This window comes from Streptococcus sp. 27098_8_23 (assembly GCF_041432195.1).
GTDB lineage: Bacteria > Bacillota > Bacilli > Lactobacillales > Streptococcaceae > Streptococcus.
Window position 1 is genome coordinate 67,945 of sequence record NZ_JAPVZF010000005.1, and the last position, 23,508, is coordinate 91,452.

The 23,508-nt window shown below is 44.4% G+C and carries 23 protein-coding genes; 6 read left to right on the plus strand and 17 right to left on the minus strand.

Annotated features, from left to right (window positions below; all coding sequences use genetic code 11):
* The first annotated feature begins 11 nt into the window (after positions 1–11).
* Positions 12–1,643 carry a Na/Pi cotransporter family protein gene (locus O3652_RS07610; RefSeq protein WP_371590241.1) on the plus strand — a complete coding sequence of 544 codons (1,632 nt, stop codon included), beginning with the start codon at positions 12–14 and terminating at the stop codon, positions 1,641–1,643.
* On the opposite strand, the gene O3652_RS07615 is transcribed toward O3652_RS07610, so the two are convergent.
* The 3 genes from O3652_RS07615 to pepA form a co-directional block, all read right to left on the minus strand.
* Positions 1,640–1,786: a hypothetical protein gene (locus tag O3652_RS07615; protein ID WP_049519845.1), complete on the minus strand. Its 147-nt coding sequence runs from the start codon at positions 1,784–1,786 to the stop codon at positions 1,640–1,642. The two genes, O3652_RS07610 and O3652_RS07615, sit on opposite strands and share 4 nt — an antisense overlap.
* A gap of 104 nt (positions 1,787–1,890) precedes the next feature.
* Positions 1,891–2,187, minus strand: a complete 297-nt coding sequence (locus O3652_RS07620; protein WP_371590242.1) for a bacteriocin immunity protein — start codon at positions 2,185–2,187, stop codon at positions 1,891–1,893.
* Between the two features lie 21 nt (positions 2,188–2,208).
* Positions 2,209–3,273, minus strand: coding sequence for a glutamyl aminopeptidase (gene pepA / locus O3652_RS07625; protein WP_371590243.1), 1,065 nt, complete (start codon positions 3,271–3,273; stop codon positions 2,209–2,211).
* 233 nt (positions 3,274–3,506) lie between these two features.
* On the opposite strand from pepA, the gene O3652_RS07630 reads away from it, so the two are divergent.
* The 4 genes from O3652_RS07630 (at position 3,507) to O3652_RS07645 (ending at position 7,231) form a co-directional block, all read left to right on the plus strand.
* Positions 3,507–4,466: an ABC transporter permease gene (locus tag O3652_RS07630; protein WP_371590244.1), complete on the plus strand. Its 960-nt coding sequence runs from the start codon at positions 3,507–3,509 to the stop codon at positions 4,464–4,466.
* On the plus strand, positions 4,456–5,412 hold the full coding sequence (locus O3652_RS07635; RefSeq protein ID WP_371590245.1) for an iron chelate uptake ABC transporter family permease subunit: 957 nt from the start codon (positions 4,456–4,458) through the stop codon (positions 5,410–5,412). The genes O3652_RS07630 and O3652_RS07635 overlap by 11 nt, the downstream gene beginning before the upstream one ends.
* A complete protein-coding gene (locus O3652_RS07640) occupies positions 5,409–6,161 on the plus strand; it encodes an ABC transporter ATP-binding protein (RefSeq protein ID WP_000764283.1) in 753 nt (250 codons plus the stop codon). The genes O3652_RS07635 and O3652_RS07640 overlap by 4 nt, the downstream gene beginning before the upstream one ends.
* Before the next feature lie 98 nt (positions 6,162–6,259).
* Positions 6,260–7,231, plus strand: coding sequence for a siderophore ABC transporter substrate-binding protein (locus tag O3652_RS07645; protein WP_000858272.1), 972 nt, complete (start codon positions 6,260–6,262; stop codon positions 7,229–7,231).
* A 31-nt stretch (positions 7,232–7,262) separates the two neighbouring features.
* Here O3652_RS07645 and yidD read toward each other — a convergent pair whose 3' ends face one another.
* The 10 genes from yidD to O3652_RS07695 all read right to left on the minus strand — a co-directional run bounded on the left by yidD (position 7,263) and on the right by O3652_RS07695 (position 13,429).
* Positions 7,263–7,505, minus strand: a complete 243-nt coding sequence (gene yidD, locus O3652_RS07650; RefSeq protein WP_000821631.1) for a membrane protein insertion efficiency factor YidD — start codon at positions 7,503–7,505, stop codon at positions 7,263–7,265.
* Positions 7,505–8,227, minus strand: coding sequence for a pseudouridine synthase (locus O3652_RS07655; RefSeq protein ID WP_001222211.1), 723 nt, complete (start codon positions 8,225–8,227; stop codon positions 7,505–7,507). The genes yidD and O3652_RS07655 overlap by 1 nt, the downstream gene beginning before the upstream one ends.
* Entirely contained in the window at positions 8,214–8,783 is a 570-nt protein-coding gene (gene scpB, locus O3652_RS07660; protein ID WP_371590246.1) for an SMC-Scp complex subunit ScpB, read from the minus strand. Before scpB ends, O3652_RS07655 begins: the two co-directional genes overlap by 14 nt.
* A gap of 18 nt (positions 8,784–8,801) precedes the next feature.
* On the minus strand, positions 8,802–9,530 hold the full coding sequence (locus tag O3652_RS07665; protein WP_125457265.1) for a segregation/condensation protein A: 729 nt from the start codon (positions 9,528–9,530) through the stop codon (positions 8,802–8,804).
* The gene (gene xerD, locus O3652_RS07670) at positions 9,530–10,264 is read right to left on the minus strand and encodes a site-specific tyrosine recombinase XerD (RefSeq protein ID WP_312023193.1); all 735 of its coding nucleotides are present in this window, start codon (positions 10,262–10,264) and stop codon (positions 9,530–9,532) included. The genes O3652_RS07665 and xerD overlap by 1 nt, the downstream gene beginning before the upstream one ends.
* Complete coding sequence (gene cbpB, locus O3652_RS07675; protein WP_000560697.1) at positions 10,261–10,722, minus strand: cyclic-di-AMP-binding protein CbpB; 462 nt, start codon at positions 10,720–10,722, stop codon at positions 10,261–10,263. The genes xerD and cbpB overlap by 4 nt, the downstream gene beginning before the upstream one ends.
* Positions 10,719–11,240 carry a metallophosphoesterase gene (locus O3652_RS07680; RefSeq protein ID WP_049489957.1) on the minus strand — a complete coding sequence of 174 codons (522 nt, stop codon included), beginning with the start codon at positions 11,238–11,240 and terminating at the stop codon, positions 10,719–10,721. Before O3652_RS07680 ends, cbpB begins: the two co-directional genes overlap by 4 nt.
* A complete protein-coding gene (locus O3652_RS07685) occupies positions 11,216–12,226 on the minus strand; it encodes a nucleoside-triphosphate diphosphatase (protein ID WP_371590247.1) in 1,011 nt (336 codons plus the stop codon). The genes O3652_RS07680 and O3652_RS07685 overlap by 25 nt, the downstream gene beginning before the upstream one ends.
* A complete protein-coding gene (racE, locus tag O3652_RS07690) occupies positions 12,184–12,978 on the minus strand; it encodes a glutamate racemase (protein WP_000370379.1) in 795 nt (264 codons plus the stop codon). The genes O3652_RS07685 and racE overlap by 43 nt, the downstream gene beginning before the upstream one ends.
* A 205-nt stretch (positions 12,979–13,183) precedes the next feature.
* A complete protein-coding gene (locus O3652_RS07695; RefSeq protein WP_308697381.1) occupies positions 13,184–13,429 on the minus strand; it encodes a YneF family protein in 246 nt (81 codons plus the stop codon).
* A 331-nt stretch (positions 13,430–13,760) separates the two neighbouring features.
* Here O3652_RS07695 and O3652_RS07700 point away from each other — a divergent pair, with 331 nt between their 5' ends.
* The gene (locus O3652_RS07700; protein ID WP_371590249.1) at positions 13,761–18,884 is read left to right on the plus strand and encodes an SIALI-17 repeat-containing surface protein; all 5,124 of its coding nucleotides are present in this window, start codon (positions 13,761–13,763) and stop codon (positions 18,882–18,884) included.
* A 69-nt stretch (positions 18,885–18,953) separates the two neighbouring features.
* Here O3652_RS07700 and mraY read toward each other — a convergent pair whose 3' ends face one another.
* From mraY to rsmH, 4 genes are read right to left on the minus strand one after another with little or no spacing between them, the layout of a single operon-like run.
* Complete coding sequence (mraY, locus tag O3652_RS07705; RefSeq protein WP_049489954.1) at positions 18,954–19,934, minus strand: phospho-N-acetylmuramoyl-pentapeptide-transferase; 981 nt, start codon at positions 19,932–19,934, stop codon at positions 18,954–18,956.
* A 1-nt stretch (position 19,935) separates the two neighbouring features.
* Complete coding sequence (gene pbp2X / locus O3652_RS07710) at positions 19,936–22,191, minus strand: penicillin-binding protein PBP2X (protein WP_049489953.1); 2,256 nt, start codon at positions 22,189–22,191, stop codon at positions 19,936–19,938.
* Between the two features lie 3 nt (positions 22,192–22,194).
* On the minus strand, positions 22,195–22,512 hold the full coding sequence (ftsL, locus tag O3652_RS07715) for a cell division protein FtsL (RefSeq protein WP_000840795.1): 318 nt from the start codon (positions 22,510–22,512) through the stop codon (positions 22,195–22,197).
* A 10-nt stretch (positions 22,513–22,522) separates the two neighbouring features.
* Positions 22,523–23,473: a 16S rRNA (cytosine(1402)-N(4))-methyltransferase RsmH gene (rsmH, locus tag O3652_RS07720; protein ID WP_125384852.1), complete on the minus strand. Its 951-nt coding sequence runs from the start codon at positions 23,471–23,473 to the stop codon at positions 22,523–22,525.
* Between the last annotated feature and the right edge of the window lie 35 nt (positions 23,474–23,508).

The window sequence follows — 23,508 nt, forward strand, 5'->3', positions numbered from 1 at the left end:
AGGAAAAAGAAATGTCCATTAATTGGCAGGAAATTTTATTTCACTTTTTAGGAGGTCTAGGACTGTTTTTATACAGTATCAAGACCATGGGAGACGGTTTGCAACAAGCTGCTGGAGATCGCCTTCGTTTTTACATTGACAAGTACACTAGCAATCCCTTTTTAGGCGTTCTAGTCGGAATCGTCGTGACTGCCCTGATTCAGTCAAGTACAGGGGTTACAGTTATCACGGTTGGGCTGGTCAGCGCTAGTCTTCTCACTCTTAGACAGGCTATCGGAATTATCATGGGAGCCAACATCGGAACCACCGTTACTTCCTTTATCATCGGTTTCAAGCTTGGCGAGTATGCTTTACCCTTGATTTTCCTTGGAACCATGTTCCTCTTCTTCACAAAAAACAGAACAGCAAACAATATCGGGCGCATCCTGTTTGGTGTTGGGGGAATCTTCTACGCCCTTAACCTCATCAGTGCCGGTATGAGCCCACTTAAAGATTTACCACAATTCAAGGAATATATGGTAACCTTGGGACAAAATCCTATTTTAGGAGTGGTAGCTGGTGCAGTGATTACCGTCCTCATCCAGGCTTCCTCGGCTACAATCGGGATTCTGCAAGGCCTCTATGCAGGTGGGTTCCTTGACCTTAAAGGTTCACTACCAGTTCTCTTCGGGGATAATATCGGGACAACCCTAACAGTTATCATCGCAGCAGCTGGAGCCAATGTCTCTGCAAAGCGCGTTGCGGCAACCCACGTTACCTTTAACGTTTTAGGGACTATTCTTTGCTTAATCTTATTAGGCCCCTTTACTGCTATGATCGAGTACTTCCAGGCACTCCTTCACCTCTCACCTGAGATGACCATCGCCTTCTCTCACGGTGCCTTTAACGTAAGTAACACCATTGTACAATTTCCGTTCATCGGAGCCTTGGCCTACTTTGTAACCAAGCTCATCCCTGGTGAAGACGAGGTTGTCAAGTACGAGCCCCTCTATCTCGACGAGCAACTTATCCAGCAATCTCCTTCTATCGCTCTAGGAAATGCCAAAAAAGAACTTTTGCACTTAGGAAACTATGCAGCCAAAGCTTTTGACCTTTCTTATACCTATATCATCGGTTTGGATGAAAAGGTAGCTGAAAAAGGGCACAAGACAGAGGAAGCCATCAACACCATCGATGAAAAACTCACTCGTTACCTCATCAGACTCTCAAGCGAATCCTTGAGCCAAAAGGAAAGTGAAGTGTTGACTAACATTCTGGATTCATCTCGTGATTTGGAACGGATTGGGGACCACGCAGAAGCTCTTCTCAACCTAACAGACTACCTCCAACGTAAGAATGTTCAGTTTTCTGATGCTGCTTTAGAGGAATTAGCTGAGATTTATCAAGCAACAACTGCATTTATCAAGGATGCCCTTGATAGTGTAGAAAACAATGATATTGAAAAAGCTCAAAATCTGATTGAACGCCATAAAGAAATTAACAATATGGAACGCGTTCTCAGAAAGACTCACATCAAACGCCTTAACAAAGGTGAGTGTTCTACACAAGCTGGAGTCAACTTTATCGACATCATTTCCCACTACACTCGTGTGTCTGACCATGCTATGAATCTAGCCGAAAAGGTCATTGCTGAACAAATCTAATACTCTTCGAAAATCTCTTCAAACCACGTCAACGTCGCCTTGCCGTAGGTATGGTTACTGACTTCGTCAGTTTCATCTACAACCTCAAAACCATGTTTTGAGCAACCTGCGGTTAGTTTCCTAGTTTGCTCTTTGATTTTCATTGAGTATAAGTGCCAAGAAGCTATCCTGAATGGGATGGCTTTTTCATTTCCTCATCAAAAATGTTTTTTCTGACATATAAAAAATGCTTTGATTCCATTGTGAATCAAAGCATTTTAAATAGCTCTCCAAACATAATAGCAGAAACCGCGGTTCCTCTGTACTTAGCTTCTTCCCTTTTGATAAAGCGAGCCAAGTTGATCAACTCAGGTGCTGGGTGTTTGGGATTGATGAGCAATTCACGGGTGACTAGTCCTGAGAGACGGACTGCTAGTAACTGCTCATTTGTAGTAGGCAGTTTCTTAGCAGTCTCTAGGAGAGCAGCGACTAAATCGTCACTCAAGCCCTGACGGGCATGGTTGTAGAGGTCTTTTATAAGGCTTTCTAGATTTGCTTCTGCCATTTCGCGCACCTCTCTTATTCTTTAATAATTTTTAATCAAATCAACTGTTGAACGATCTAATTTTTTCACTAAGGCTTGCAAGAAAGCTTGAGCTTCTAGGAAGTCATCCATCGCGTAGAGAGTTTGGTGAGAGTGGATATAACGAGCGCAGACACCGATGGTTGTTGATGGGACACCACCATTTTTCAGATGAGCTGCTCCAGCGTCCGTTCCACCTTTTCCACAGTAGTATTGGTACTTGATACCTGCTTCTTCAGCCGTTGTCAAAAGGAAATCCTTCATACCTGGGAGGAGCAAGTGACCTGGATCATAGAAACGAATCAAAGTTCCATCCCCAATCTTGCCTTGACCACCATAAACATCACCAGCAGGTGAACAGTCAACTGCCAGAAAGACTTCTGGGTCAAACTTAGTTGTAGAAGTATGAGCGCCACGAAGCCCAACTTCTTCTTGGACGTTAGAGCCAAGATAGAGTTCATTTCCGAGTTTTTGACCTGACAAAGCTTCTGCTAGCTCACTAACCATAAGAACACCGTAGCGGTTGTCCCAAGCTTTTGAAATGATATTTTTTTCATTGGCTGTCAAGATAGCGGAACTATCAGGGACAATCGTGTCACCCGGACGGATACCAAAACTTTCTGCCTCAGCCTTGTCTGCAAACCCACCATCAAAAATGATATCAGAGATAGCTGGCATGGTTGGTCCACCTGTTCCACGAGTCAAATGTGGAGGAACAGAACCTGAGATCACTGGAATTTCACGACCGTCACGAGTAAAGAGTTTAAAGCGTTGGCTGCTGACCACCATAGGGTTCCAGCCACCGATTTCAACCACACGGAAGGTTCCGTCTGGCTTAATCTCACTGACCATAAAACCAACTTCGTCCATGTGAGAAGCGACCAAAACACGCGGTGCATCGGCATCTTCTGAATGCTTGATACCAAAAATACCGCCCAAGCCATCTGTCACTACTTCATCCACATGCGGTGTTAACTTCTCACGAAGATAAGTCCGGACAGGCGCTTCATGACCTGAGATCGCAGCAAGTTCTGTTACTTCTTTGATTTTTGAAAATAATGTTGTCATATCAGTTCCTTCTTTCTGTCCTCCATTTTACCACTTTTTATAGGAGAAGGATAGTGGGAAGGTGGATTGGTTTTTACTCAGTTTTCCAATAAAAGAGAGGGGCAGATGTAATTTCAGAAATTTTTCTTTCTTTTTACATTAAATTGTCAGAAAATTTATTGACAGATTAAAAAAATCGTGTTACATTATCTCCAAGGGTATTTTTATACCAAATCTACACGAAAGGACGAGGTATGAAACTCTCTCATATTTTAACAGGCTTACTTCTACTCCTGGTCTTTCTCTCCATTACCATTGGAACCAGTGATTTTTCTTGGGAAAAATTCTTTGCTTTTGACCAACAGACCTGGCTTCTCTTTCAAGAGTCGCGTCTTCCAAGAACCATCAGTATTCTCCTTGCAGCCTCTAGCATGAGCATGGCAGGACTCCTCATGCAGACCATTACTCAAAATCAATTTGCTGCTCCGAGTACAGTTGGCACGACAGAAGCAGCCAAACTGGGAATGGTGTTGAGCCTCTTTGTCTTTCCGTCTGCAAGTCTGACCCAAAAGATGCTCTTTGCTTTTGGCTCATCCATCTTATTTACCCTCTTCTTCTTGGCCTTTATGACTATTTTTTCTATAAAGGAAAGGTGGATGTTGCCCTTGATCGGGATCATCTATAGTGGGATTATCGGTTCTATCACAGAAGTTATCGCCTATCGTTTCAATCTGGTTCAGAGTATGACAGCTTGGACCCAGGGTTCCTTCTCCATGATTCAGACCCATCAGTATGAGTGGCTCTTCTTAGGCCTCATCATCCTGATAACCGTTTGGAAATTATCCCAAACCTTTACCATCATGAATCTGGGCAAGGAAACCAGTGAAAGTTTGGGGATTTCTTACTCCCTACTTGAAAAACTGGCCCTCTTTCTAGTCGCGCTAACGACAAGTGTCACCATGATTACCGTGGGTACCTTGCCATTTCTCGGGGTCATCGTTCCCAATCTTGTCCGCAAGCACTATGGAGATAATCTGAGCCAAACCAAACTCGTCGTCGCTCTAGTCGGTGCCAATCTGGTTCTTGCCTGCGACATCCTCTCTCGAGTCTTGATTCGGCCCTATGAGCTGTCTGTCAGTCTCTTGCTAGGAATCATCGGTAGCCTCGTCTTTATCCTACTTCTATGGAGAGGGGGACAAAAAGATGCCGTTTAAAAGCAAACATACCAAGCTCTTTTGCCTTCTCATTATTCTGGCCATCGGAGCTTGTCTCCTCTACTTTTGGCCCTTCACCCATCTGTCTGCCTTTGCCTGGAAGTTGCGTTCCCAAAAAATCATCGTTTATCTCTTGGTAGCCATCGCGACAGGGATTTCGACCATTAGTTTTCAAACCCTGACGGAAAATCGCTTTCTGACACCAAGTATTTTGGGAATCGAATCCTTCTATGTCTTGTTACAAACCCTGCTACTGATATTTGAAAGCAAATTTCTACAGCTTGGAAAGTCTCCTGTCTTAGAATTTCTAGTCTTGCTTCTGCTTCAATCCCTCTTTTTTCTCGCCTTACAAGGCTACTTGAAAACGCTGATGAAGCAAGATCTGGTCTTCATTCTGCTAATCTGCCTAGCGCTCGGAAGTCTCTTTCGAAATATCAGTACCTTCCTACAAGTTCTGATGGATCCAAATGAATACGATAAACTGCAGAACAGTCTCTTTGCCTCCTTTCAACATCTCAACACTTCCATCCTAGCCATCGGTTCTCTGATCATCCTCGCCTTGACAATCTTTTTCTTTCGAAAAGCAGTCGTTCTGGATGTCTTGCACCTGCAAAGAGAAACGGCTCAGATACTTGGACTCGATGTTGAAAAAGAACAGAGAGAACTCCTCTGGGGCATCATGCTCTTGACCTCAACAGCCACTGCCTTGGTAGGGCCTATGGCCTTCTTCGGCTTTATGCTGGCCAATCTCACTTACCTGATTGTCAAAGATTATCGGCACAAGTTGCTCTTTATCCTAGCCATTCTAATTGGATTTATTAGCTTAACCTTGGGGCAAGCCCTCATCGAACGAGTCTTTGCGCTGGAAATTCGCATCAGCATGATCATTGAGAGTGTGGGTGGCTTCTTATTCTTTATCTTACTATACAGGAGGGCGCGTCGGTGAAACTGGAAAACATTGACAAATCCATTCAAAAACAGGATATTTTGCAAGACATTTCGCTTGAAGTCAGTCCTCAGAAACTGACAGCCTTCATTGGTCCAAATGGTGCTGGAAAATCAACTCTCCTCTCCATTATGAGCAGACTGACCAAGAAAGATCAGGGAATTCTCAGTATCAAAGGCCGTGAAATCGAGAGCTGGAATTCGCAAGAACTAGCCAAAGAGCTCACCATCCTAAAGCAGAAGATCAATTACCAAGCCAAATTGACTGTAGAAGAACTGGTCAGCTTTGGACGTTTTCCCTACAGCCGTGGTCGACTGAAGGCAGAGGACTGGGAAAAAATCCGAGAAACTCTGGACTATCTGGAACTGACCAACTTAAAAGACCGCTACATCGATAGTCTGTCTGGTGGACAGTTGCAACGTGTCTTTATCGCCATGGTACTAGCTCAGGATACTGACTTTATCTTGCTAGACGAACCGCTCAACAACCTCGATATCAAGCAAAGCGTCAGCATGATGCAGATCCTTCGGCGACTGGTGGAGGAACTTGGCAAAACCATTATCATCGTCCTCCACGATATCAACATGGCTAGCCAGTATGCGGATGAAATTGTTGCCTTTAAAGACGGTCAAGTCTTTTGCAAGGGAACGACTGCTCAAATCATGCAGGCTGACCTGCTCAGTCAACTTTATGAGATTCCCATCACGCTGGCTGATATCAATGGCAAAAAGATCTGTATCTATAGCTAACTATTCTGAACTCATGTTAGAGAATCCTCTGTCTCTTAGCTAACAATCCTATATAAGAGACTCCCTAAATCGTTACTATATTTTAAAAAGGAGAAATCATGAAAACATCCCTTAAACTTTATCTCACTGCCCTAGCTGCCAGCTTCTTGCTCTTACTTGGTGCATGTAGTACAAATACAAATTCAAGCAATAGCCAGACAGAGACAAGTAGCTCTGCTCCAACAGAGATAACCATTAAAAGTTCACTAGATGAGGTCAAACTTTCAAAGGTTCCTGAAAAGATTGTGACCTTTGACCTCGGTGCTGCGGATACTATTCGCGCTTTAGGTTTTGAAAAGAATATCGTCGGAATGCCTACAAAAACTGTTCCGACTTACCTAAAAGATCTTACAGGAAATGTCAACAATGTGGGTTCCATGGTTGAGCCAGACCTAGAAGCCATTGCTGCTCTTGAGCCGGATTTGATTATCGCTTCTCCACGTACCCAAAAATTCGTAGACAAGTTCAAAGAAATTGCTCCAACCGTTCTCTTCCAAGCAAGTAAGGACGACTACTGGACTTCTACCAAGACCAACATCGAATCCCTTGCAAGCGCCTTTGGTGAAACAGGCACTCAGAAAGCCAAGCAAGAATTGGCTAACCTAGATAAGAGCATCCAAGAAGTCGCTACTAAAAACGAAAGTTCTGACAAAAAAGCCCTTGCTATCCTCCTCAATGAAGGAAAAATGGCTGCCTTTGGTGCCCAATCTCGTTTCTCTTTCTTGTATCAAACCTTAAAATTCAAGCCAACTGACACCAAATTTGAAGACTCTCGCCACGGACAAGAAGTCAGCTTTGAAAGTGTCAAAGAAATCAATCCTGACATCCTCTTTGTCATCAACCGTACCCTTGCCATTGGTGGGGACAACTCAAGCAACGATGGCGTCCTAGAAAATGCCCTCATCGCTGAAACTCCTGCTGCTAAAAATGGTAAAATCATCCAACTAACACCAGACCTCTGGTATCTAAGCGGAGGCGGACTTGAATCAACTAAACTCATGATTGAAGACGCTCAAAAAGCTTTGAAATAAACAAGAAAACCCAACATCAGGTGATGTTGGGTTATTTTTTTTCTTGATTTCGTCTGAGGGAAAAGTGGTCTGGGACGGGGTCTTTTCCTATTGGCGACCAGGGGTGGCAACGTAAAATCCGAGCCAAGCCCATCAGAACACCCTTGAAGCCATGTTTTTCAATAGCCTGAATCATGTAGTTGGAACAAGTCGGCTCAAAGCGACAAGAGGGTGGAAAGGCCGGTGAGATAAAACGTTGGTAAAAGCGTACTGGCGCTATTAAGATTCGTTTCATTATTTCTTGGTTACAGCCATAGTGTGTAGTTGGCTGATTTCTTTTTTATTAAGGCGACGGGATTCTCCTGGACGAAGACCTGTCAAGTCTAAGTGTCCAAAACGTGTCCGAGACAACTTATCCACTTGAAGACCGACGGCTTCAAACATCTTTTTAACCTGATGATTACGCCCCTCGTGGATGGTCAACTGTACCACAGAGCGATTTTTGACTGGATCCACTTTGAGAATCTCATAGACAGCAGGCTTGGTTTTCTTGCCATCAATCTCAAGACCACGGGTCAAGGGGCGGAGATTATCCTTATTGGCCACACCTTTAACACGCGCGACATAGACTTTGTCAATCTCATTACGGGGGTGAATCATTTCATCCGTAAAGTCCCCATCATTGGTCAAAATTAAAACACCTGATGTATCCCAGTCCAAACGTCCCACTGGGTAAATGCGTTCTTTTACATTGGGCAAGAGATCCACAACAGTCTTACGACCCTTGTCGTCTGTCACACTGGAAATCACTCCACGTGGTTTATTAAGCAGATAGTAGACCTTTTCTTCGTTGTAGATAGGTTGACCTTCAACTTCGACCTTATCACCAGCCTTGATGGTGGTTGCTAGTTCACGCACCACTTGGCCGTTGACGGTCACCAAGCCTTGCTTGATCAACTCTTCTGCTTTTCTCCTACTGGCCACACCTGCGTGGGCAATATATTTATTGATTCTCATCTTCTTCTATCCTTTCACCAAATAATTGGCTTTCTTGGGCTTGAATCTCAAGCTCATCAATCACTGGCAGTTCTTCCAAATGGTTAATCCCCATGTAATCTAGGAAATAATCCGTAGTCACATAGAGATTGGGGCGGCCCAACACTTCTTTTTTCCCATCTTCTCGTATCAAGTCAAAGGCCTGCAACTTTGCCAAGGCCCCACTCGAGTTAACCCCACGGATAGCATCAATTTCTATCCGCGTGATAGGCTGCTTGTAGGCAATGATGGACAAAGTTTCAAGAGCAGCCCGAGACAAACTTTGGTTGATGGGTGCCTTGGAGTATTCCTTCAAAATCGCTGCAAATTGAGGCTTGGTGACCAATCTGTATGCACCACCTGTCTCGATTAGGGACAAGCTCGAATCTTGGTCTTTTTCATAATTCTGGGCTAATTTTTCTAAACTCTGTTGGATGCCTGTCGGTGGCAGAGAGAGGAGTTCAGCCAACTGACGGACTCGAATCCCATCTTCACCTGCTACAAACAAGAGCGCTTCTATTTCTGCTAAAGTACTCATCTTTCCTCTCTATCAAGTCTAGCTTTGTGCCTCTTGACTTTCTTCCTTCTTTTCCATGAGATAGATATCTCCAAAACTCTCCTCTTGCATGAGAATCAGTTCCTGGGTTTTGATTAACTCTAGGGTTGCCAAAAAGAGGGTAATAACCTCTTGAACATTCTGGGCTTCCTTGAACAAATCCTGCAAACGCAACTGGTCTCGTCCAGACAAGGACTCTTTTACGATGACCATCATGTCCTCAATCTTATACTCATCCCGCAGGATGGTCGTGTGATTCTGTGCGAACTCCTCTTTTTTCTTGGCTAGGATATTTGAAAAAGCCAAAAAGAGGTCAATGGTCGTCTTGTCATGTACAAGCTCTGCATCTTCGTAAATCAACTCTGTCGGCGCTTTGGAATAGTACTGAGCCCGATCTTGGTGCTTAGCCTCCAAGCGCTCACCCAAGAGCTTGAACTTGCGGTATTCTTCGATTTGAGAGAGAAGGTCTTGTTCCAGGTCATCCTCTAAGTCTGTCACTTCTGCTACCTTTGGCAAGAGCTTGCGGCTCTTGATCAGCATGAGCTGACTGGCCATAACCATATACTCGCCCGTTACTTCCAGACGCATGGCCTGCAAGGTTGAGACATAGGCTAGATACTGTTCGATAACTTCTGTAATGGGCACATCGTAGATATCCATCTGGTACTTAGAAACCAAGTGCAAGAGCAGGTCCAGGGGCCCTTCAAAATCTTTTAATTTAATATCCATTATCTATATTTTTCTAAGGTCAGAACTGTTTTTAATCCTAGTTTTTTTGCAATTTCGTACAAATCGACCTTGTTTTCTATTTGTCTTAGAATGAACTGTTCCCGTAAGGCTTGAGCTGATAAGGCTGGGAACCCCTTCTCCTTGACAAAGGACTCCAGCTGACGAAAGGCCCACTGACGAGAATATGCTTTCCCTCCCCTTTCAAAAAGATAGGTCTGCCCCATCAAGGGTTCCAATTCTGGAGTCAAGGTCGTGGGTATGGTGACAATCCTCTGTTGGGAAGCCTTGCTGATTCGCAACACCTGAAAATCCAGATTGATATCTGCAACCTTAAGGACTAAAATCTCACTTGGCAAGAGTCCCATTTCTAGGATTAAGAGCGCCAGCAAGCGTCCTTCTGGATAATTACTTTCCTGCCAAAAAGAGTCTAGGTCTAGAATTTCTGGTTTTTCAGTCTTCTTTTCAGCTTGTTTGGCTAATTCCAGACGGTAAAAGCTGTCCACTTCTCCTTTTCGATAGAGAAAGTAGAGAAATTGGTTGCAGGCCGAAAGTTTTCGCTTTTGGGCGCTGATTTTTAGATTGGCTAGCTGAGCTTGATAAATCTTGAGACTGGTCTCAGAAATTCGTTCCCCTACCATATCTAAAAATTGCTCCAGATCATACCTATAAGACTGCTTTGAATTGGCAGACAAGCCCTGCTTTTTCTCTAAAAAGGCTGAAATGCTATCTCTCATTTGCATCGAATCTCATATTCCTTACTAAAGTCATGCAAGAGGGCATTAACGGCCTTGAGGATAGACTTGCGCGTGATGATTCCTTGGAAAATTCCTTCACCATCTACGACTGGCAAGAAAGGTTCATCTACCAGTTTATGGAGGACTTCAGTGATGTTATAGTCTGGAGCGACGACTGCCACATCTGTCTTGGTCATATTGACGATGTCTGTCGTTGCCATCTGTTCATCCGTCAAACCTTGCTCCATTTGATAAGCCAAAATGTCTCTCAGACCAATGGTTCCGACAAAGCGTTTGTCAAAAGTCACAACAGGGATACGGGTATAGGTGATTTGACTCAACACTAAAATCGCATGGTCAGCGTTATGGGTATCGATCAAGGCTGCTAGATTCTCAGCAGGGGTAAGAAAAGTCTCTTCCTGCTCCAATAAAAATGCTTCAAATTCCTTGGCAATCATCGAGCAAACTCCTTGGACAAGCCTGGATAAACCTCATGGTCACGTGTCAAAAAGTCTACTTTAAAATAGCTGTCATCAATCTCCACTCGAGCATAGAGACATTCTCTGATAGTCCCTCGTGGTTGGCTGATGGAGCCTGGATTTAAAAAGAGTGTTTTGCCTTCCATCCAAGAATTTGGCACATGCAAGTGACCATAGAGACAGATATCGGCATCTTCTTCCTGAGCCCAGTAGTCCAACTTTTGAAAGTTGAAATTGATATCAAACAAATGTCCATGCGTCTGGATGATCTTTGTAGGACCAAGTTGAGTCACCAAACGTTCTGGGTAGCCAGCATAAAAGTCCATATTTCCTTTGACGACATGGATGCCTTCCCAAAGAGGAGAATCGGGACGGAGTTCAGAGTCACCATCGTGAAAAATGGCATCGACTTTCCCCAGATAGCGGTCACGAATTTCTTCGACAATCAAGCTATCGCCATGGGAGTCACTCATTACAATGATGGTTTGCTTTGCCATGATGGAAATACCTCCAAAAGTTTCTTAACGGCTAAGGCACGGTGGGATTGGCTATTTTTTTCTTCAAGGGTTAATTCTGCTGCTGACTTACCTGTCTCTCCCACAAGGAAAAGCGGGTCATAGCCAAAGCCATTTTCCCCCTTGGGTTCAAAGTTGATATAACCTGGCCAGTCAGCTTCGACAACCAAGCTTTCCTTGTTTGGACTAGCTACGACTAGGGTTGTATGGAACTGGGCTGAGCGGTCCTTGAGTTCAAAGACCATGGCCAATTCGTGCAAGAGTTTGGCATTGTTTTCACGATCAGTTGCTCCCACACCTGCAAAACGGGCTGACCAGACTCCTGGCAAACCGCCGAGGACATCGACTTTGAGACCTGAATCATCTGCTAGCACCATCTTGCCTGTTAATTGGGAAATGGTTTCTGCCTTGAGGCGGGCATTTTCTTCAAAGGTCATGCCTGTTTCAGCTACTTCAGGTAGATCTGGATAGTCATTGAGATTTTCCACATCATAACCTAACTTGTCAAAAATAGCTCGGAATTCCTTGGTCTTGCCCTCGTTACGAGTCGCAATGAGCAGAGTTTCTCTGACCTTGTTAGTTTCAAAGAAGGCTTCTACATCGACTCCTTCTTTAGGCAATTCGACATGCAAAAGCTGTCCATTTTCAACCAAGAGCAGGGCTCCCTGACGTTGGATGACTTCTAGATTGCGACCTGCTTCAGCATTTAAAATCTCAACGATAAAGGAGAGCAGACGGAAGTTAGAAGACCAGCGCATCACCGTTATCGTAATCGGAAAGCCATTTTCTTCGTCACGAAAAATCCGCGCTAAATCCATAAAATCAAGCTCGAGAGGATCTTTGATGAGGCTGTAGATACCTCCATAGACATCCCAGACACCGACATACCAGTCCTGGTCATCCTTGTATTCGTAAATTTTGTTTGTCATAAAGTTACATGCTCCACATGAATCTCTTTTTCCAGCCATTCTGCTCCAATTTGGGCAAAACTTTGGCTATTGGCTGTTGTGTAAAAACGATGTTGAAGAGGTCCCGCATCTCGGCTACGATTGATTTCAAAATAGTTCAGCAAAACCGAGATATCCCGTACACACTCTGCCCCACTATCGATGAGCTGAACCTTTGGTCCCATGACATTTTGGATGATGGGGCGAAGGAGTGGGTAATGGGTACAACCCAAAATCAGGCTATCCACCTTTCCAACCAAGGGTCGCAGGGTTTCATAGACCACTTTCTTGGTGACACTGGTTGACAGGGCACCAGACTCCACCAAGGGGGCAAACTTTGGACAGGCCAAACTCTCCACCTGTAAGTCCGGATCCAGATCATGGATTTTCTGACGGTAGATATCTGATTGGACTGTCATGGGGGTTCCAATTACTCCGATTTTCCCACCTTGACTGGACTTGATAGCTGCCGAAGCTCCCGGCAAAATCACACCTAGGACAGGAATATCTAGTTGGGCCTTGATTTCTTCCCAGACGACCGCAGTCGCAGTGTTACAAGCAATGACAATCATTTTGACATCCTTGGTCAAGAGAAAGTTAACCAACTGCCAAGTATATTCACGGATTTGCTCAGCAGGACGGGGACCATAGGGCGCCCGTGCCGAATCTCCAATATAGACGATTTCTTCATGGGGAAGCTGGCGCATGAGCTCACGAACAACGGTTAAGCCACCGACACCCGAATCCAAAAAACCAATTGGTCGATTATCCATATAGTCTTCTTTCTAGTCTTTTTTCTGATTGATAGTTCATCATAATTACTCGTCCTAAATGAACGGATAGACAGCTTGATAGAATGGCAACTGCCTCTCTCTTAATCATAATCAAATATCAATAGAATGCAAGGAAAAAGTCTTATCCTTGAGAACTATTGAACATAGTGAGAAGTCTGGAACTTTCATCCCAGACTTTTCCTATTTATTTCTTTTTGTTCTTAGCAAGGGCTGCTTTTTGTTGGCGGATGATTTGGTGGTAAACTTGTTGTACCTTGGCTTCGCTTGGTTTTTGACCATTTGCACTCAAGAGAGCACGAACTGCGTCAGCGTTCAAACGTGGGTTGTCAGCATATTTTTTTTCGATTTGCTTACGAGCCAAGTACATCCCTCCAAGAGCTCCCCCTAGAAAAGCTAGCACAATCAAGACAATTGCTAAAAGTAAATCCATTCTTTTTCTCCTGTTTCTTTTTGAGTCTTCTATATTATACCATAAAGTGACTTTCCTGACTAGTTTGTTTTACGCTTTCAAGAGGGGGTTAAGCCAATTCTAAGCTAGTCTAACAATCAGATTGAACTATGAAATTACGAATAATTCCACCCTTTCCTCTCTTTCTTCTACTTTTTTAAGAAAAAGCAATCTCAAATATGTTTTTCACCAAAAACCTCTTGACAAATGCTAAGTGACCATTAGAATGGGAGGTAAGGAGATAAATAGAAACAATTTAAACGAAACTGCTTTATAAAATGTAAGCGGTTTCTAATACACAAAGGAGGGTTTTATGAAAAAACACTTTTGGGAGAAATCCTGTCGCTATAGCATCCGCAAGCTGACGGTTGGGACTGCTTCTGTTTTGCTGGGGGCCGTTTTTCTAGTCAACCACACTGTAGCCGCAGACAGTGTTGAGGTCAAGCAGACTGAACCAACCTCTGTCGAAGCTGTCACTAAGCCTGATAGTGAACCCAAAGCTACTGAAACGACTGAAACTACAAATCCGCCTCTAGCCGAGAGTCCAGTAGTTTCCGAAAGCAAGCCAGCTAACGAGACTCAGACGACAAATAGTCAAGCTAGTGAAGAAGCCATTGTAGAAGCTAAAGAAAATAAGGAACCTGAAAAAGCAGATCAGCCGGTGACAAAGCAAGAAAACTATCAACTCAACTACGATCAGCCAACAGCTCCCTCCTATGATGGATGGGAAAAACAAGCCCTTCCTGTCGGAAACGGAGAAATGGGAGCCAAGGTTTTCGGACTAATTGGGGAAGAGAGAATCCAGTACAACGAAAAGACCCTCTGGTCAGGAGGACCACAACCTGATAGCACCGACTATAACGGAGGAAACTACAAGGATCGCTACAAGGTCTTAGCAGAGATACGTAAAGCCCTCGAAGCTGGTGATCGCCAAAAAGCAAAACAGCTAGCTGAACAAAATCTAGTTGGACCAAACAACGCCCAGTATGGACGTTACCTAGCCTTTGGTGATATCTTCATGGTCTTTAATAACCAGAAGAAAGGACTAGATACTGTAACTGATTATCACCGTAATCTAGACATCACCGAAGCCACTACGACCACTTCTTACACTCAAGATGGGACAACCTTCAAACGCGAAACTTTCTCCAGTTATCCTGATGATGTCACTGTGACCCACTTGACCAAAAAAGGAAACAAGACACTTGACTTTACCCTTTGGAACAGTTTGACAGAAGACTTGCTTGCTAATGGCAACTACTCTTGGGAATATTCCAACTATAAGAACGGTCATGTCACTACAGATGCAAACGGAATCCTTCTAAAAGGAACTGTCAAAGATAACGGCCTCAAATTTGCATCCTATCTAGGAATTAAAACGGACGGAAAGGTGACTGTTCAGGACGAAACTCTGACCGTTACAGGCGCAAGTTATGCAACCCTCTATCTCAGTGCCAAGACTAACTTTGCTCAGAATCCAAAAACCAACTATCGAAAAGACATTGACCTCGAAAAAACAGTTAAAGGGATTGTCGAAGCAGCTAAGGCCAAAGACTACGAGACACTTAAAAAGGCCCATATCAAGGACTATAAAAGTCTCTTTAACCGCGTTAAACTGAACCTAGGTGGAAACAAGACTGCTCAAACGACAAAAGAGGCTCTTCAAGGCTATAACCCAGAAAAAGGGCAAAAATTGGAAGAACTCTTCTTCCAATACGGACGTTATTTACTCATCAGTTCGTCTCGTGATCGGACAGATGCTCTTCCTGCCAACCTACAAGGAGTCTGGAATGCTGTAGACAATCCACCTTGGAACGCCGACTACCACCTCAATGTCAATTTGCAAATGAACTATTGGCCAGCCTACATGAGCAACCTTGCTGAAACAGCCAAGCCAATGATCAATTACATTGACGACATGCGCTACTATGGTCGTATCGCTGCCAAGGAATACGCTGGCATCGAATCCAAAGACGGACAAGAAAATGGTTGGCTGGTCCACACCCAGGCAACACCATTTGGCTGGACTACTCCTGGTTGGAATTACTATTGGGGTTGGTCTCCAGCAGCTAACGCTTGGATGATGCAAAACGTCTATGATTACTACAAATTCACCAAGGATGAGACTTATCTCAAAGAAAAGATTTACCCAATGCTCAAGGAGACTGCCAAGTTCTGGAACTCCTTCTTGCACTATGACAAGGCCAGTGACCGTTGGGTGTCTTCTCCATCCTACTCACCTGAACACGGGACCATTACCATCGGAAATACCTTTGACCAATCGCTAGTCTGGCAGTTATTCCACGACTACATGGAAGTCGCCAACCATCTGAATGTCGACCAAGACTTAGTCACAGAGGTCAAGGCTAAATTTGACAAACTAAAACCGCTTCACATCAACAAAGAGGGACGCATCAAGGAATGGTACGAGGAGGACAATCCTCAATTCACAAATGAAGGGATTGAAAATCACCACCGTCACGTTTCCCATCTAGTTGGTCTCTTCCCAGGTACGCTCTTTAGCAAGGACCAGGCTGAATACCTAGAGGCTGCGCGTGCTACCTTGAACCACCGTGGAGATGGTGGTACAGGTTGGTCTAAGGCCAATAAAATCAACCTTTGGGCTCGTCTGCTGGACGGTAACCGTGCCCATCGCTTACTCGCTGAACAGCTCAAGTATTCAACCCTAGAAAACCTTTGGGATACCCACGCGCCTTTCCAAATCGACGGCAACTTTGGAGCAACCAGTGGGATGGCAGAAATGCTCCTCCAATCTCATACTGGCTATATTGCACCCTTACCAGCCCTTCCAGATGCCTGGAAAGACGGTCAGGTTTCTGGCTTGGTTGCTCGAGGAAACTTTGAAGTCAGCATGAAGTGGAAAGATAAGAACTTGCAAAGCTTGTCCTTCCTTTCAAATGTCGGTGGAGACCTGGTTGTAGATTATCCAAATATCGAAGCCAGTCAGATTAAGGTCAATGGCAAAGCAGTCAAGGCAACTGTCCTCAAAGATGGCCGCATCCAACTGGCAACACAAAAAGGTGATGTCATTACCTTTGAACATTTCCCTGGTCGCATAACCAGTCTGACAGCAGTTCGACAAAATGGAGTCACTGCCGAACTCACCTTCAACCAAGTAGAAGGCGCTACCCACTATGTCATCCAAAGAAAAGTGAAAGACGCGTCTGGCCAAACCTCTGCGACCAGAGAATTTGTAACCAATCAAACCCACTTTATCGACCGATCACTCAATCCTCAACTCGCCTACACCTATACTGTCAAGGCTATGCTGGGCGAAGTTTCCACACAAGTCTCTGAACAGGCAACCGTAGAAACTCCTAGTGAATTGATGGATGACCGAGACAGTCGTATCCAGTACGGAGCTGCCTTTGGAAACTGGGCAGACTCAGAATTATTTGGAGGAACGGAGAAGTTTGCTGACCTTTCAAAAGGAGACTACACAGACCAAGACGTGACTGCTACTATTCCTTTCAATGGTGTTGGTATCGAAATCTATGGACTAAAATCATCTGAACTAGGTCTTGCTACTGCTAAAATTGACGGCAAAGAAGTTGGAGAACTTGATTTCCATACTGCTGGGGCAACTGAAAAAGGCAGCCTCATCGGCCGCTTTACAGGATTGTCAGACGGACCTCATACATTGACTCTTAGCGTTAAACGTGAGCACAAAGGACGTGGAAGTGAACGCTCGAAAATTTCATTAGACTACTTCAAGGTTCTATCAGGAACAGGCAACACGATTGAAAAAATGGATGATCGTGATTCACGCATCCAATATGGTTCCCAGTTTAAGGACTGGTCTGACCCTGAACTCTACGGTGGTACGGAAAAATACGCTGACATCAACAACAGCGACTCAAGTACTGCTTCAGAAGCTCAGGCTACCATTACCTTTACTGGAACGGGCATTCGTATCTATGGTTTGAAGAGCCTTGCCCTTGGACAAGCACGTGTTACATTAGATGGTAAAGAAATGCCAAGCCTAGATTTCTATACGTCAGGTGCAACTGAAAAGAGAGCCTTTATTGGCGAATTTACAAACCTTACTGACGGTCCGCACACCTTGACATTACAAGTTGACCCAGATTCGCCAGAAGGTCGCAAGAAAATCTCTCTAGACTCCTTTGATATCATCAAAGCACCTGCTGTTGGTCTAGATAGCCCAAGTATCGCACCTCTTAAGGAAAATGACAAAGAAATTTCCTTAAGCCTACCAGCTGGAGATTGGGAAGCCATCGCAGTGACCTTCCCAGGTGTCAAAGATCCTCTAGTTTTGCGTAAGGTGGATGAAACGCATCTGGTTACAAGTGGGAATCAGACTATCCTATCAATCCAAGACAATCAAGTTCAAATCCCAATCCCTGACGAAACCAATCGCAAATCTGGAAATGCCATTGAAGCATATGCTATTCAAGGAACTACCACTAGCAGTCCTGTCGTAGCCGTCTTTACTAAAAAAGATGAAAAGAAAGTTGATGAGAAGCAGCCAACTACAAGCAAGGGGGATGAACCAGCTCCTACTGTCGAGAAACCTGAGTACACTGAGCCTATCGGGACTGCAGGGCAAGAAGTGCCACCCACTGTAGAAAAGCCTGAATACACCGAACCTATCGGAACAGCAGGTCAAGAGGAAACTCCTACTGTTGAAAAACCTGAATACACCAAACCTATCGGAACGGCAGGAGAACAAGAAGCTCCAACAGTTGAAATTCCTGAATACACCGAACCTATCGGAACAGCAGGTCAAGAGGAAGCACCTACTGTTGAAAAACCTGAGTACACCGAGCCTTTCGGAACTCTGGGAGATCAGGCCACTCCAACCCTTAGCCTTCCTGACTATCCAGTTCAAGTCTTGAAAGATAAGGAGACTGGAGTAGAAATCATCGGTGGAGCCAGCGACTTAGAAGGAATTTCTCACGTTTCTAGCCGACGTGTCCTAGCTCAAGAACTCTTTGGCAAGACCTATGATGCTTACAATCTACAGCTTAAAAATCCAACCGATCATAGCTTGCAGCCAAAAGACTCTGTCTTGGTTCGCTTGCCTATTTCAGCTAGCGTCGAAAATATCTACTACATCACTCCGACCAAGGAGTTGCAAGCCCTTGATTTCACCGTTCGAGACGGAAAGGTAGAATTCATCACTAATCATTTCAGTACCTATGCTGTCGTCTATCAAGCTACTGGAACAAGCTCTAACACAGAGGAAAAACCAAGTGCTTCAGATACAGAAACCTTGGCACACGAGGCTGAACAATTTCCAGCTAGTCCGAGCCTTGCTAAAGCTGGAAATCATTCTCCTAAAGAACAACTTCCAGCAACAGGAGAAGCGTCCAACCCACTCCTATTCTTAGCAGGACTCAGCCTAGCCCTTACAGCCACATTTATGTTAAAAGGAAGAAAGGATGACTCCAACTAACCTTTAAGCACACAAAAACAGGATGAAGAACACCTTCATCCTGTTTTATTTTGTCATCAAAACTTAGTTTTACAGTAGGTATAAAAAGGCTAGGGTCAAGAGACTTGCTAGAAGCCCAACTCCCCAAAAGAAGAAGTCAACCTTCCACTCGCTCCAAGGATTGCCCTTGCCTGAGAATCCTCCAAGCTCGAAATGGTGATGCACAGGTGTCATACGGAAAATACGCTTTCCACCACTAAGTTTGAAGTAGGTAACCTGCATCATAACAGAGCTTGTCTCAAAGACATAGATAATCCCAATCAGCAAAAGGGTCCATTCTTGGTGGAGGGCCATAGAGATTGCTGCCAGCATCCCACCTAGAGCCAAACTTCCCACATCTCCCATGAAAACCTTGGCAGGCTTATGGTTAAAGACGAAGAAACCTAGCAAACCACCGATCATGGCAAGAATCACAAGAAGGATATCCAGTTGATTTTGCATATAAGCAATCACACCGTAGGCCGATAAGCTAATCACCACTGAAATACTTGCTAAGCCGTCAATCCCGTCCGTCAGATTCACCGCATTTGAAAAGCCAACTAGCCAGAAAAGGGCAAAGAAAATATAGAAAATGCCCAGATGTACTTGGTAGCCAAAGACTGAAAGCATGTCGCCACCACGCTCATAAAAGAGGTAGAAAATCACTCCTCCAAGGAGCTGGAGAGCAAGCTTTTGCTTGGGATTTAAGCCTTCGTTGATTTTACGAAAGACCTTGAGGAAATCATCCAAAAAACCTACCAAACCATACAAAACCAAGATAAACAAAATCATGCCTACATTGTTGGTCAATTGTTGGGTAAGGAGAGCAACCAGAAAGCTCACAACAACTGCAACGATAAGAAAGACAAGACCTCCCATGGTTGGAGTCCCAGCTTTAGCTTGGTGTTGCTTGACATCCTCGTGCATCTGCTGACCTGTAATCTGTGCTTTTCGATAAAATCGGATAAAGGCTGGAATACCTATCAAGGTCAATAGAAAGGCTAGAACTCCAGCACTAATGGAACTAATCATCTTAATCTCCTAAAGTTATTTTCATTTTTTTAATGTCTTTGAGGGCTGTATTGGCACGGACACTTTGTTTCTTGACCGTTTTGCCACTACCTTCCCACTCGACTTCTATATTCAGCCATTTGGCAAATGTTTGCACATTTTCATCTGTCCAGCCGTACATATCAGGCATTTCTTCGACCTTATCAGACAGGATCAAGATCTGCTGATTGGCTTCCAAATTATCTCCTTCAGAAACCGAGAGTTCCTTGATCTTGGTTCCTGTTCCGATAACGATTGGTTGGACAAGGTTACGACGCAATTCCTCTGCTAGGTCACCCGGCGTAAAGTCCTTGGTAGCTGGCATGGCATAGCTTGTTGTCTTGCTGACCTGATCCAAGCTCTTGGCAGTTGACTGAAGATTGAGGGATTCTTTCATGGCAGAAGCTCGCTCAAGGATTGGGTTGGCAAACTCTCCCAGCTGAACACCTGAATAATGCTCTGGCTGTTGCACCGTTACATAGAGAATAAAGTCAGGATTCTCAGCAGGATGCATCGACACAACGGAGAAGATATAGTTGGTTTCACCTGTTAGGTAGCCCCCATTCTTCTCATCAGCAATCTGAGCAGTTCCTGATTTGAGGGCAACATTCTGACCTGGAACATTGACATTAGGCTTTCCTGTGCTATGGTTGTACATGGTACCATAGACAGGATCTGTTCCGACCATGACCATGTGATCCCGAGTAGAGGATGCTGCCGCTTTTGATACAGGATTTCCGACGATTTCCTTTTGAGACTTACGGACAGACTGGTCATTTGGGTCATAGAGGGCGCTGATAAATTTTGGCTCCAACATAACCCCATCATTGGCGATAGCTGTAAAGGCACGAAGCATCTGGGTCTGGGTAACAGAAATCCCTTGTCCAAATGAACTCATGGCGATATTGACAATGTTATCAGCAGGCAATTGACCTGTGTACTCATCTGCCAGACCAAAACGGGTCGGCACCCCAAACTTAAAGCGGTTAAGGTAGTCCAACCAAGTTGCATCCCCCATCTTTTGCTCAAGCAAGGTCATCCCGATATTACTTGAGTGGGCAAATCCTTGAGAGAAGGTCATGGTGCCACCACTAGTCAACCCTTCATTGACGTCCCAATCTCGAATGGTCGCATCAGCTATTTTCAATTCACTACTGTTAAAGTATTCGCCACCAGGGAAGGTATTATTATCAATAGCTGAGGCCAACATCATCACCTTCATGGTCGATCCTGGCTCATAGTTACTTTGATAGAGGATATCACGCCAGACAAAGTCTTTTGTGATGCCATCCTTGGTATCTGCGTTAAAGGTTGGCCGTTGGGTCGTAGCCAGGATTTCCCCTGTCTTAGCGCTGACCAAGGTAGCCGTCATATACTTGCCTTTTACCTTTTCCTGGAAGGCATCCATCTGGGTTTCCATAAAGGATTGTAAGGGACTAGAAAGGGTTGTGTAGACATCCTTTCCATCTACCGTTTGTTGGGAAGCCTGATCTGTACCCGGAACAATATTTCCCAGACGATCCTTCTCATAGGTGATGATCCCATCTGTACCCGCCAGAATGTTATTTAAAGAACTCTCCAATCCAGATGTCCCAATCAAACGTTTGGTGCCATCCTCATTTTCATGGAGTTGCGCTAAACCGATAAAGGAAGAGGCAAACTGTCCATTGGGATAACTGCGGTTAGGGCTAGTTGTAAAGTCAACTCCCTCAACGCCAGCTGTTTTAAGGTCATTTTTAATAGCCATCATATTGGCATAGGTGATCCCATTTCCCTTGGTACCAAAGGATACCTGTTTTAGATCTGGCTGAGAAAGCTGTTCCTTGACATAAGACTCTTCCATATCTAGGTATTTATGGAAAATCTCAGCTACCTTATTAAATTGAGAATCCTCTACATAGAGAATTTTGCCTGTTGCTGACTTGTAGGACTTGTCAATAACGGCATAGATATTATACGAAGTTGCATCCTCTGCAATAGGTGTTCCATTTCGATCATAGATGGTTCCCCGTTTTGCAGGAATCGTCTTGGTTGTTTGATGGACCTTGTTGGCTTCTTGAACCAAGTCCTTACCAAATTTTTTACCCGTTCCGATAATGACCGCAAAGTTGACCAAAAAGACAGCGAAGAGTATGACAGCCAATAAACTCAGGCTTTTCCCTACTCTTCGACGATTTTCTTCTGGGGATTTACGGTTACGAACGGCGTAACGGATGATTTTTTCTTTCCACTGTTTCATTTCTTACTCCGCTGCTCGGATATTTTCGTTATTCAGCTGCAAATCCTTAGAGTTTGCAATTTCTTTCAAACGTTCTGAACGAATCAATTCATTGACCTCTTGCTTGGCATCATCTAGCTCGGTTTTCTTTTCTTCGATTTGAGCATTGACCTTGGTCAATTCATTCTGAACTTGTAATAGCTTTGTCTGCATAAACACAACGCTAATTGCCAGGATAATCATTGTTGCAGCAATCGAAACATAGAAGGCCTTTTCCACACGTGAAAAACCTTTAAACTTCGTTTGCAATAACTGGCTTGTTTTTTCGATTCTTTCTGCCATGCTTTTCCTCTTACTTGTGAATTTTTCTAGCCACGCGCAACTTGGCTGAATGCGAACGATTGTTGGCTTCTAGCTCTTCAGCACTTGGCAAGATTGGCTTGCGGGATACCAATTTCATCTTAGGCTTAAGGTCATCTGGAATGAAGGGCAAGCCTTTGGGAACTTCCACTGTTGAAGCTTCTTTAAATAGTTGCTTGGTCAAGCGGTCTTCCAGCGAATGGAAGGTAATGACCGAGATTCTCCCATCTAGAGCCAGCATGTCCATGGCCTGCTGGATGGATTCATCTGCAGCGCCCAGCTCATCATTGACTTCAATTCGGATAGCCTGGAAAATCTGCTTGGCAGGGTGCCCCTTTTTCTTGAGTTCCTTAGCAGGCTTGGCCGACTTGATAATCTCTGCCAACTCCGTCGTTGTCTCAATTGGTTTCATCTCACGCGCTTGCTCAATCTTACGGGCAATCTGTTTAGAAAATTTATCCTCACCATACTTGAAAAAGATCCGAACCAGGTCATGATAGTCATAATGATTGACCACCTCATAGGCCGTCAGACGAGCTTCCTGATTCATCCGCATATCCAGTGGCGCATCCTTTTTATAAGAAAAGCCACGTTCACGCTGATCTAGCTGAGGACTGGACACTCCCAAGTCATAACAAATTCCATCAATTTCCTGGACACCAGCCTCCTGCAAACGTGCCTGCAAATGACGGAAGTTATCCTTGATAAAAGTCACCATCCCCTTTTCGATATAGGGTGCCAACCGTTTTTGCGCATTGTCAATGGCATTCTGGTCCTGGTCAAAAGCATAGAGATGCCCTTTTTCGCTCAATTTACTTAATAAATATTCGCTATGGCCTGCTCCGCCCAAAGTCGCATCAACGTAGATACCGTCAGGTTTTACGTCAAGCATATCAATCGTTTCATGAAGCAAGACCGTTACATGATGAAATTCTTTTGTCATATCTTATCTATTTTACCACAAATCTGACCAGCTTG

Coding starts and splice junctions, on each gene's coding strand:
- O3652_RS07610 (WP_371590241.1), top strand. CDS start 12: ATGTCCATTAATTGGCAGGAAATTTTATTTCACTTTTTAGGAGGTCTA.
- O3652_RS07615 (WP_049519845.1), bottom strand. CDS start 1,786: ATGAAAATCAAAGAGCAAACTAGGAAACTAACCGCAGGTTGCTCAAAA.
- O3652_RS07620 (WP_371590242.1), bottom strand. CDS start 2,187: ATGGCAGAAGCAAATCTAGAAAGCCTTATAAAAGACCTCTACAACCAT.
- pepA (WP_371590243.1), bottom strand. CDS start 3,273: ATGACAACATTATTTTCAAAAATCAAAGAAGTAACAGAACTTGCTGCG.
- O3652_RS07630 (WP_371590244.1), top strand. CDS start 3,507: ATGAAACTCTCTCATATTTTAACAGGCTTACTTCTACTCCTGGTCTTT.
- O3652_RS07635 (WP_371590245.1), top strand. CDS start 4,456: ATGCCGTTTAAAAGCAAACATACCAAGCTCTTTTGCCTTCTCATTATT.
- O3652_RS07645 (WP_000858272.1), top strand. CDS start 6,260: ATGAAAACATCCCTTAAACTTTATCTCACTGCCCTAGCTGCCAGCTTC.
- yidD (WP_000821631.1), bottom strand. CDS start 7,505: ATGAAACGAATCTTAATAGCGCCAGTACGCTTTTACCAACGTTTTATC.
- O3652_RS07655 (WP_001222211.1), bottom strand. CDS start 8,227: ATGAGAATCAATAAATATATTGCCCACGCAGGTGTGGCCAGTAGGAGA.
- scpB (WP_371590246.1), bottom strand. CDS start 8,783: ATGAGTACTTTAGCAGAAATAGAAGCGCTCTTGTTTGTAGCAGGTGAA.
- O3652_RS07665 (WP_125457265.1), bottom strand. CDS start 9,530: ATGGATATTAAATTAAAAGATTTTGAAGGGCCCCTGGACCTGCTCTTG.
- xerD (WP_312023193.1), bottom strand. CDS start 10,264: ATGAGAGATAGCATTTCAGCCTTTTTAGAGAAAAAGCAGGGCTTGTCT.
- cbpB (WP_000560697.1), bottom strand. CDS start 10,722: ATGATTGCCAAGGAATTTGAAGCATTTTTATTGGAGCAGGAAGAGACT.
- O3652_RS07680 (WP_049489957.1), bottom strand. CDS start 11,240: ATGGCAAAGCAAACCATCATTGTAATGAGTGACTCCCATGGCGATAGC.
- O3652_RS07685 (WP_371590247.1), bottom strand. CDS start 12,226: ATGGCTGGAAAAAGAGATTCATGTGGAGCATGTAACTTTATGACAAAC.
- racE (WP_000370379.1), bottom strand. CDS start 12,978: ATGGATAATCGACCAATTGGTTTTTTGGATTCGGGTGTCGGTGGCTTA.
- O3652_RS07695 (WP_308697381.1), bottom strand. CDS start 13,429: ATGGATTTACTTTTAGCAATTGTCTTGATTGTGCTAGCTTTTCTAGGG.
- O3652_RS07700 (WP_371590249.1), top strand. CDS start 13,761: ATGAAAAAACACTTTTGGGAGAAATCCTGTCGCTATAGCATCCGCAAG.
- mraY (WP_049489954.1), bottom strand. CDS start 19,934: ATGATTAGTTCCATTAGTGCTGGAGTTCTAGCCTTTCTATTGACCTTG.
- pbp2X (WP_049489953.1), bottom strand. CDS start 22,191: ATGAAACAGTGGAAAGAAAAAATCATCCGTTACGCCGTTCGTAACCGT.
- ftsL (WP_000840795.1), bottom strand. CDS start 22,512: ATGGCAGAAAGAATCGAAAAAACAAGCCAGTTATTGCAAACGAAGTTT.
- rsmH (WP_125384852.1), bottom strand. CDS start 23,473: ATGACAAAAGAATTTCATCATGTAACGGTCTTGCTTCATGAAACGATT.